Below are 8,895 nucleotides of genomic sequence, written 5' to 3'. Positions count from 1 at the left end.
CATTGGTGGCATGGAGCAGGATGCCGAGGCTGATGAAGCAGAAGCGTGCCAAGTCGCCATTTGCCCACAGCGCGGGCCAATCTATCTTGTCGCCACCTGCCTTGTTGCCGCTTGCTGCCGTCACGTCGATCTCCTGCTTGCGATCCGCAGCCTCATCCGCATTGCGAATGGGCGCCAGGTCCAGTTCGGCAGGGCTTGTAGAACCTCAAGCGCGGTTGAGCTCAAGAGGCTTTTTCGCTTGTCGTGGAAGGAAGGCTCCACCGGCCCTGGTGGTCAGTCAGTTCGCTGTGCTGCGCAGCTGGAACTGGCTGACGCCGATGGCGATGTTGGGACCGGTCTGGGTCTGGACGCTGAGCGGCTGCAGAGTGAAGGCGTTGCCGGTGCCGCCGACCAGGAGATTGGCGCCGGCGCCGACCGCGGCGGTCACTTCGGCGCTGGCGCCGACATAGTCGCCGGCAAGCGCACCCGGGGCTTAGATGTTGTTCATCGGCGTCAGCACCAGCCAGCGCATCACGCTCTGGCTGGTCGTGCCGATGTCGAGACCATACTTGTTGACGGCGCCGAAATAGGCTTCCGGCGCGAAGGTCTTGTCGGCCGGCATGAAGGTGCAGCTCAGATCCTTGCTTGAGCCGAAGACGAAGCCGCTGCCGCCGCAGATGGCGCAATCCAAGACGCCGAGCTCAACGCCGCCGGTCTCCGCTCGGGCCTGCCCGGCCAGTGCAACGATCGCGATCGCGGCTGCGGCGATGATCCTCGACATATGTCCCCCCTCTTCTTTTTGACGCAATTCCGGACGGAAAACCGTGTCTCACTTTTCCTGGAATTGCTCAAAAGCATGCGGCCCGGAACGGCTACAATGTCCTGTTCCGGGCCGCGCGTATAGGCGGATGTCGTTAGCGGCTGAGCGCCTATTTGTAGGAGTGGACGAGGTCCAGCGACGCCACCGCGACGGCCAGGTTGACGCCGGTCTGCGCCTGCACGCTGAGCGGCTCCAGCATGAAGGCGCCGTCGAGGCCGCCGACCAGGAGATTGGCGCCGCCGCCGGTCACGACGGAAGCCTCAGCGTTGACGCCGTAATAGCTGCCGGCGAGGTCGCCCGCCTCATGATGGCGCGTGGCGCCGAGCACCGCCCAGACCAGCTGGCCCTGATGCGTCTGGCCGATGTCGACGCCGAGCTTGGAGATCATGCCGGTGTACTGCTCGGCCGGACCGTGATGATAGGGACGGAAGGTGCAGGACACGCCCTTGTTGGACGTGATGACATAGCCGACGCCGCCGTCGATCGTGCAATCGAGCGTGCCGAGCCGGAGCGTGCCGGCGCTGACTGGGGAAGCGAGGACCGTGGCGGCAAGCGCGGCAGCGGCACAGGCAAGGGATTTGATCATTGGAAAGGTCCTTTCGCGAAAATCTTGGCCCCGGCTTAAACGGTCGAGGTGCAAGGAGCGTTCCGCCGAAAACTTGGCGCGAACATGGCAAAGGTTAACGCACTGCCCTGGGCGGTTAACGGATCGCTATCGGCGTCGCCACGGCGCAACACTGCGGCCGCCGGCGGCGACCGCGCCTGGCGCGAGATGCCCTTCCGTTACAGGCTTCAGCTGGCGTTGCCGCCGGTGCGCGACAGGCCGTCCTTGGCCGGCTGGTAGTTCGGGTCGAGGTGGATCGCCTCGCGGTAGGACTTGGCGGCCCTGACCTTGTCGCCACGGCGCTCGTAGATCAGCGCCTGGTTGGCCCAGGCCTCGGCATTCTTGCCGTCGAGCTTGATGGCCATGTTGAAGTCGGAGAAGGCGTTGTCCTCGTCGCCTGTCGCAAGATAGGAGAGGCCGCGGCCGTTGTAGGGCTCGGCGGCGTCCGGCGCCAGCGAGATGGCGGTCGAGAAGTCCTCGATGGCGAATTTGTGCTGGCCCTGGCTCTGATAGATCAGACCGCGATTGTGGTAGGCGCGCGCATCCGTGGTGTCGAGCTGGATCGCCTTCTGGAAGTCGTTGAAGGCATCCTGGGTGCGGCCCGCCTTACGGTAGAGATTGCCGCGGCCGATATAGGCGGCATCGTAGTTGGCGTTGATCTGGATCGAGCGGTTGTAGTCGGCCAGAGCGGCTTCCTGGTTGCCGAGAAAGCGCTGGATCAGCGCGCGATTCGAATAGGCCTGGTAGAAGTTCGGATTGAGCTGGATGGCCTGATTGAAGTCCTTGAGCGCCGCCTGGTACTGGCCGCCGCGGCCATAGGCCGAGCCGCGCACATTGTAGCCCTCGGGATCCTGCGGATTGCGTTGGATGACCGCCGAGAGCGAGGAGATGTTCTCGCTTGAGCCTTGCGCCTTGTCGATCGAGTTGAACTCACCCGTCGGGGCTGTCTGGCATGCTGCAAGCATCAGACCCGAAAGCAGGGCCGCCGTCAGGGCGAAGCCGCGAAAAGCGGTTCCACGCTCCACGGTAATAGCGTTCATCTTTGTCCTCACTGCCGCAGCGCCGTCAGTCCGTTCCCTCTCCGAACCGGCTCGAATCTATAAACAAAAAGGTGGCGGCGATTCCGCATCGCGCCACCTTCGGTATCCTTCGAAAAGGACGAAAAATAGGCGTTATGAGCGCGGCGAACGCGGCGCGCCACCAGCACCGGCCGGAGCCGGACGCGGGGTCATCGGCAGCAGGCCTTCGCGCTGGGCGCGCTTGCGGGCCAGCTTGCGGGCGCGGCGCACGGCTTCCGCCTTCTCGCGGGCACGCTTCTCGGACGGCTTCTCGTAGTGACCGCGCATCTTCATTTCGCGGAAAATACCTTCGCGCTGCATTTTCTTCTTCAGCGCGCGAAGCGCCTGATCAACGTTGTTGTCGCGGACGAGTACCTGCACGGGCAATCCTGTCTTCGGGTTTGAAATCGTTAGGCAATCGGCCAATAGCCGAGATGCCTCCGCGGCGAGTTGCACCGCGAATTGTGGCGGCTGATAGCAGAATCAGGCCGGGATGTCCACCGCTGATTGCGGGAAAGCGCGATCAAAAACCGGAGCAGTGCGCTAGGCCGCGATTCAGTCTTCCACCGCCGCCAGATGGAGGCGTGCGAAATCCTCGAAAAACTCGCCGTAATCGCAGGTGATTTCCTCGCCGGCGGCGATGTCGCGAATGGCGGTGGCGCCGCCATATTGCGAGAAATCCGTGTTCGGCCGCTCGGAGTGGTTCATGAAGCGGCCATTGTCGACCTCATAGACCATGAAGCCGGGCTTGTCCGGGCTCGGATAGGCATAGCGGTCGAGCAGTTCCCTCAGATGAGGGGATGCCGCTTCATATTTTTCCATCGGAATCAGGCGGTCGAAATCGGGATCGAGCCGCCAGATCGAAGCACCTTTGCGGATCGGCTCGGCAGCGAAGACACCGACGCCCTCGATGGCGCTCTGCGCAACATAGGTCCTGATCAGCAGCATCGTTCCGGTCCGATTTCGACGAAAAACGAAAATCGTCAAAACGGGCCGAAATGCAAGGCCGTAGCGCGATATTTCAGCGGATGAGTGTGCCCGCCGTCCGCCTCACGGATCACGTCCGGTTGATCGAAGCGTCCGGCTTCGGCCGCGGCATAGGCCGCTGTTGCCCCTACTGCCGCAACAGCCAGCCCAGCCGGTCCAGGGAGAAGGCGTAGCTGAGGGCGATCAGCAGGGCCATGACGATGCCCGCGGCCGCGTGACCGACCAGATAGAATCCGGCGGCGCCGCCGAACAGTATGACGAGTTCCAGCGCCAACCGCGCCGCGCCCGGCACAGGAAACGGCGCGCGGCCTGACCGGCTTGGGTCGTCAGGGACCGCGAAGGTTCCCCACAGTGCAGCCGCAACAAGCGGCAAGGCCAAGGCGAAGAGCCAGCGCCACCACCCCTCGGACAGGCTCCAGCCTGCCATGCCGAGCCCGAGCAGCGCAGCAAGTTCCAGCAGAAAGCGCAGGGTCAGATTCCACCAGGCGTTGCCCATATTGATCCTCCAGGTCTCGGAGCAGCCGGTATGGCCGATCGCGGCCGCGGCTACCAGCCCGGACGCCATCCTTTCGGCATGGCGCAAAGCGGCAAGCGCCGTCGCAAACAGCGCAAGGATGACATCGCGGTTTCGCTAGTGATACTCCTCGCGTGACGGGCGGACGACATCCGCGATTTTTGGCGCGAGGCTATAACGTGAAGAAATATTCGGTATTCGCCGTCGCCCGCGAGGCGATGCGCGGCCACAAGGGCTGGGAAGAGCAGTGGACCTCGCCCGAGCCGAAGAAGGAATACGACGTCATCATCGTCGGCGCCGGCGGGCACGGCCTGGCGACGGCCTATTACCTGGCGAGCGAGCACGGCATCACCAACATCGCGGTGCTGGAAAAGGGCTGGCTCGGCGGCGGCAACACTGGTCGAAACACCACAATCATTCGCTCCAACTATCTCTATGATGAAAGCGCCGGCATCTACGACCATGCGCTGAAGCTGTGGGATGGATTGAGCCAAGAGCTCAACTACAACGTCATGTATTCGGCGCGCGGCGTCATGATGCTGGCGCACAACGTGCATGACGTGCAGGTGTTCAAGCGCCATATCCACGCCAACCGCCTCAACGGCATCGACAATGAATGGCTGACGCCGGAAGAGGCGAAGGCATTCTGCCCGCCGCTCAACATCTCCAAGGAAGCGCGCTATCCGGTAATGGGCGCCGCGTTGCAGCGGCGCGGCGGCACGGCGCGCCATGACGCGGTGGCGTGGGGCTATGCGCGCGGCGCTTCGGCGCGCGGCGTGCACATCATCCAGAACTGCGAGGTCACCGGCATCAAGCGGGCGGCGAACGGCGCTGTCAGCGGCGTGGAGACGACGCGCGGCTTCATCGGCGCCAAGAAGGTCGGCGTGGTGGCGGCCGGCCATTCCTCGGTCATCATGAACATGGCCGGCGTGCGCATGCCGCTCGAAAGCTATCCGCTGCAAGCGCTGGTGTCGGAGCCGGTCAAGCCGGTGGTGCCCTGCGTGGTGATGTCCAACACCGTGCATGCCTATATCTCCCAGTCCGACAAGGGCGAGCTCGTCATCGGCGCCGGCACCGACCAGTATGTCTCCTATTCGCAGACCGGCGGCCTGCACATATTGCAGCACACGCTGGACGCCATCTGCGAGATGTTCCCGATCTTCACGCGCATGAAGATGCTGCGCTCCTGGGGCGGCATCGTCGACGTCACGCCCGACCGCTCGCCGATCCTGGCCAAAACACCGGTCAAGGGGCTTTACGTCAATTGCGGCTGGGGCACCGGCGGCTTCAAGGCGACGCCCGGCTCGGGCAATGTCTTCGCGCACACGATCGCGAAGGACGAGCCGCACCCGATCAACGCGCCTTTCACCCTCGAGCGCTTCCGCACCGGACGCCTCATCGACGAGGCCGCGGCGGCGGCGGTGGCGCACTGATGATGGCTCAGTCGCTTTGCGATCAACAGGCCGACGCGCGCGTCGGTCACGGCAAGTTTTAGGATCACCCAGATGCTTCTCATCCGCTGTCCCTATTGCGAGGAAGAGCGCCCGGAACTCGAGTTCCGCAATGCCGGCGAGGCGCATATCGCGCGCCCGACCAACATTGCCGCCGAGAGCGACGACGATTTCGAGAAATTCTTCTTCATCCGCGCCAACCCGAAGGGCGTCATCTATGAGCGCTGGCGGCACATCCATGGCTGCGCGCGCTTCTTCAACGCCGTGCGCGACACCGTCACCGACAAGTTCGTCATGACCTACAAGGCCGGCGAGCCGAAGCCCGCGAAGCTGCCCGGAGCCGCGAAATGAACGCCATGTTCCGCATTTCCGGCGCCGGTCGCCTCAGCCAGGCGAAGACAGCCTCCTTCAGCTTCGACGACAAGTTCTATGTCGGCATCGAGGGCGACACGCTCGCCTCGGGGCTGCTCGCCAACGGCGTGCACCTGGTCGGGCGATCGTTCAAATACCATCGGCCGCGCGGCGTCCTGTCGGCCGGCGCGGAAGAGCCCAACGCGCTGGTGCAGATCGTGCGCGACGATGCGCGCAAGACGCCGAATGTGCGCGCCACCGTCCAGGAGCTCTATGACGGGCTGACCGCCCATTCGCAGAACCGATGGCCGTCGCTTTCCTTCGACGTCGGTGCCGTCAATGACATCGCCTCGCCGCTATTTTCGGCCGGCTTCTACTACAAGACCTTCATGTGGCCGAAGTCGGCCTGGAAGAGCCTTTACGAGCCGAAGATCCGCGCCGCCGCCGGTCTTGGCGTTTCTCCGGACAAGCCGGACCCGGACCACTATGCCGCGCGCTACGCGCATTGCGAGGTGCTGGTTGTGGGCGGTGGCGCCGCCGGCATTGCAGCTGCCCTTGCCGCCGCCGAAACGGGCGTGCGGGTGATCCTCGCCGACGAGCAGGCCGAATTCGGCGGCAGCCTGCGCTTCGAGAGCGGCGCCAAAATCGAGGGCGAGAATGGCTATGCCTGGGCGCAAGCCGCGATCGCCAGGCTCAAGGCGATGGACAATGTGCGGGTACTCTCCCGCACCACGGCTTTCGGCTATTACGCGCAAAACTTCGTCGGCCTTGTCGAGCGGGTCAGCGATCACCTGAAGAATCCCGGCCACGACCTGGCGCGCGAACGCCTGTGGCAGGTGCGCGCCGGCCGCGTCGTGATCGCCACTGGCGCCATCGAGCGACACATGGTGTTCGCCAACAACGACCGTCCGGGCGTCATGCTGGCCTCGGCGGCGCGCACCTATCTCAACCACTACGGCGTGGCCGTCGGCAAGAATGTCGGCGTCTATACGGCGAATGACTCCGCTTATGCAGCGGCGATCGACCTCAAAAAGGCCGGCGTCAACATCGCGGCCATCGTCGACCTGCGCGACAATCCAGCCGGGCCGGTGATCGACGAGGCGAGGGCGCTCGGCATCGAGATTAATTTCGGTCGCGCGGTGGTGAGCGCCGGCGGCAAATTGCGCGTGTCGTCCATGACCGTGCAGCCGAAGAATGGCGGCGGCGGACGCACCATTCCGGTCGACGCGATCCTGATGTCGGCCGGCTGGACGCCGTCGGTGCATCTGTTCTCGCAGTCGCGCGGCAAGGTCGCCTTCAACGACGAGACCAAGCGCTTCGTGCCCGGCACCTACGCGCAGGATTGCGTCTCGGTCGGCGCCTGCAACGGCACGGATGGGCTGGACGCGACGGTAGACGAGGCCTATGCGGCCGGCGCCAAGGCGGCGAAGGAAGCCGGCGGCAAGGTCGGAAAAGGCGCCAAGCCGAAGGTCGATGCCGGCGAGAGCTGGTCGCGCGGCATGCTGGGCGCGGCGCCCGGCGCCGGGCCGGGCACCACGGTCAAGGCCTTCGTCGATTTCCAGAACGACGTCACCGCCAAGGACATCCGCCAGGCGGTGCATGAAGGCATGCATTCGATCGAGCACGTCAAGCGCTTCACCACCAACGGCATGGCGACCGACCAGGGCAAGACATCCAACTTGCATGGCCTGGCGATCGCCGCCGAGGAGCTCGGCAAGCCGATCCCGCAGGTCGGCCTCACCACGTTCCGCGCGCCCTATACGCCGGTGACCTTCGGCTCGATCGTCGGCCATGCGCGCGGCGCGCTGTTCGACCCGACCCGGCGCACGGCGACGCATGGCTGGGCGGCACGCCAAGGCGCCGTGTTCGAGGATGTCGGCCACTGGAAGCGCGCCTGGTATTTCCCCAAGGCCGGCGAGGACATGCACGCCGCCGTCAACCGCGAATGCGTGACGGTGCGCAAGGTGGGCGGCCTGTTCGACGCCTCGACGCTTGGCAAGATCGAAGTGGTCGGGCCGGACGCGGCGAAATTCATGGAGCTGCTCTACACCAATCCGTGGGAGAAGCTGGAAACCGGCCGCTGTCGCTACGGCATCATGCTGCGCGAGGACGGCTTCATCTATGACGACGGTGTCGTCGGTCGACTGGCACCGGACCGTTTCCATGTGACGACGACGACCGGTGGCGCGCCGCGCGTCATGAACCATATGGAGGATTACCTCCAGACCGAGTTCCCGCATCTCAATGTCTGGCTGACCTCGATCACCGAGCAGTGGGCTGTGATCGCGGTTCAGGGGCCCAAGTCGCGCGACATCATCGCGCCGCTGGTCGAAGGCATCGACATGTCGGACGAGGCGATGCCGCATATGTCGGTGCGCGAGGGCAAGATCTGTGGCGTGCCGACAAGGCTGTTCCGCATGTCCTTCACCGGCGAGCGCGGCTTCGAGGTCAACGTGCCGGCCGATTACGGCGAGGCGGTCTGGGAAGCGCTGTGGGCCGGAGGCCAGAAGCATGGCGCGACCGCCTACGGCACCGAAACGATGCACGTGCTGCGCGCCGAGAAGGGCTACATCATCGTCGGCCAGGACACCGACGGCACGGTGACGCCGAACGATGCCGGGCTCGACTGGGCGGTCGGCAAGAAGAAGACCGACTTCGTCGGCATCCGAGGCCTGACCCGGCCGGACCTTGTGGCCAAGGGCCGCAAGCAGCTCGTCGGGTTGAAGACCAAGGACCCGAAAGTGGTGCTGGAAGAAGGCGCGCAGATCGTCGCCGATCCGAAGCAGTCGATCCCGATGAAGATGATCGGCCACGTCACCTCCAGCTATTGGTCGGAGAATTGCGGCCGTTCGATCGCGCTGGCGCTGGTCGCCGGCGGCCGCGATCGCATGGGTGAGACGCTCTATGTGCCGATGCCGAACGGCATGATCGAGGTGGAAGTCACCGGCATGGTGTTCGTCGACGAGAAGGGAGAACGCCTCAATGGCTAAGGCCGCCGCCAAGACAAAAGCCGCCGCTGCTTCCGCCTCGGTCGAGCGGCGTCCGGCGCTTGCCGGCCGCGTGCAGTCCGCGCCGGGCGTGAAGGTCGAGATGCTGCCGCCGGCCGAGCGCATCTCGCTGCGCGCGGCCGG

9 protein-coding genes and 2 pseudogenes are annotated in these 8,895 nt (G+C 64.8%); 5 read left to right on the top strand and 6 right to left on the bottom strand.

Annotated features, from left to right (window positions below):
* Nucleotides 1–277 precede the first annotated feature (277 nt).
* The 6 genes and pseudogenes from EOA28_RS15005 to EOA28_RS14980 form a co-directional block, all read right to left on the bottom strand.
* A pseudogene (locus EOA28_RS15005) lies at nucleotides 278–760 on the bottom strand (DUF992 domain-containing protein).
* Between the two features lie 148 nt (nucleotides 761–908).
* On the bottom strand, nucleotides 909–1,385 hold the full coding sequence (locus EOA28_RS15000; protein WP_095817041.1) for a DUF992 domain-containing protein: 477 nt from the start codon (nucleotides 1,383–1,385) through the stop codon (nucleotides 909–911).
* Between the two features lie 206 nt (nucleotides 1,386–1,591).
* Nucleotides 1,592–2,443, bottom strand: a complete 852-nt coding sequence (locus tag EOA28_RS14995; RefSeq protein ID WP_042639313.1) for a tetratricopeptide repeat protein — start codon at nucleotides 2,441–2,443, stop codon at nucleotides 1,592–1,594.
* A gap of 132 nt (nucleotides 2,444–2,575) precedes the next feature.
* Nucleotides 2,576–2,842: a 30S ribosomal protein S21 gene (rpsU, locus tag EOA28_RS14990; protein ID WP_042639546.1), complete on the bottom strand. Its 267-nt coding sequence runs from the start codon at nucleotides 2,840–2,842 to the stop codon at nucleotides 2,576–2,578.
* Nucleotides 2,843–3,016: 174 nt separating this feature from the next.
* The gene (locus EOA28_RS14985) at nucleotides 3,017–3,409 is read right to left on the bottom strand and encodes an SET domain-containing protein-lysine N-methyltransferase (RefSeq protein WP_126081411.1); all 393 of its coding nucleotides are present in this window, start codon (nucleotides 3,407–3,409) and stop codon (nucleotides 3,017–3,019) included.
* 166 nt (nucleotides 3,410–3,575) lie between these two features.
* A complete protein-coding gene (locus tag EOA28_RS14980; RefSeq protein WP_127249565.1) occupies nucleotides 3,576–3,944 on the bottom strand; it encodes a YrdB family protein in 369 nt (122 codons plus the stop codon).
* A 30-nt stretch (nucleotides 3,945–3,974) separates the two neighbouring features.
* On the opposite strand from EOA28_RS14980, the gene EOA28_RS40915 reads away from it, so the two are divergent.
* The 5 genes and pseudogenes from EOA28_RS40915 to EOA28_RS41150 form a co-directional block, all read left to right on the top strand.
* Nucleotides 3,975–4,100, top strand: a complete 126-nt coding sequence (locus tag EOA28_RS40915; protein ID WP_281059018.1) for a hypothetical protein — start codon at nucleotides 3,975–3,977, stop codon at nucleotides 4,098–4,100.
* Nucleotides 4,101–4,141: 41 nt separating this feature from the next.
* Nucleotides 4,142–5,395 carry a sarcosine oxidase subunit beta gene (locus EOA28_RS14975; RefSeq protein ID WP_127249566.1) on the top strand — a complete coding sequence of 418 codons (1,254 nt, stop codon included), beginning with the start codon at nucleotides 4,142–4,144 and terminating at the stop codon, nucleotides 5,393–5,395.
* A gap of 72 nt (nucleotides 5,396–5,467) precedes the next feature.
* On the top strand, nucleotides 5,468–5,764 hold the full coding sequence (locus EOA28_RS14970; protein WP_112126462.1) for a sarcosine oxidase subunit delta: 297 nt from the start codon (nucleotides 5,468–5,470) through the stop codon (nucleotides 5,762–5,764).
* Nucleotides 5,761–8,754 (top strand): sarcosine oxidase subunit alpha, encoded by a 2,994-nt coding sequence (locus tag EOA28_RS14965; protein ID WP_127249567.1) that lies wholly within the window; start codon nucleotides 5,761–5,763, stop codon nucleotides 8,752–8,754. Before EOA28_RS14970 ends, EOA28_RS14965 begins: the two co-directional genes overlap by 4 nt.
* Nucleotides 8,747–8,895, top strand: a pseudogene (locus EOA28_RS41150) (sarcosine oxidase subunit gamma); the annotation flags it as partial. The gene EOA28_RS14965 and the pseudogene EOA28_RS41150, both read left to right, overlap by 8 nt.

Origin of the sequence: Mesorhizobium sp. M2A.F.Ca.ET.067.02.1.1, from assembly GCF_004023285.1 — a bacterium.
Classification (GTDB): domain Bacteria; phylum Pseudomonadota; class Alphaproteobacteria; order Rhizobiales; family Rhizobiaceae; genus Mesorhizobium.
Note: the sequence above shows the minus strand (reverse complement) of the source record. Positions and strands in the feature narration are given on the sequence as shown.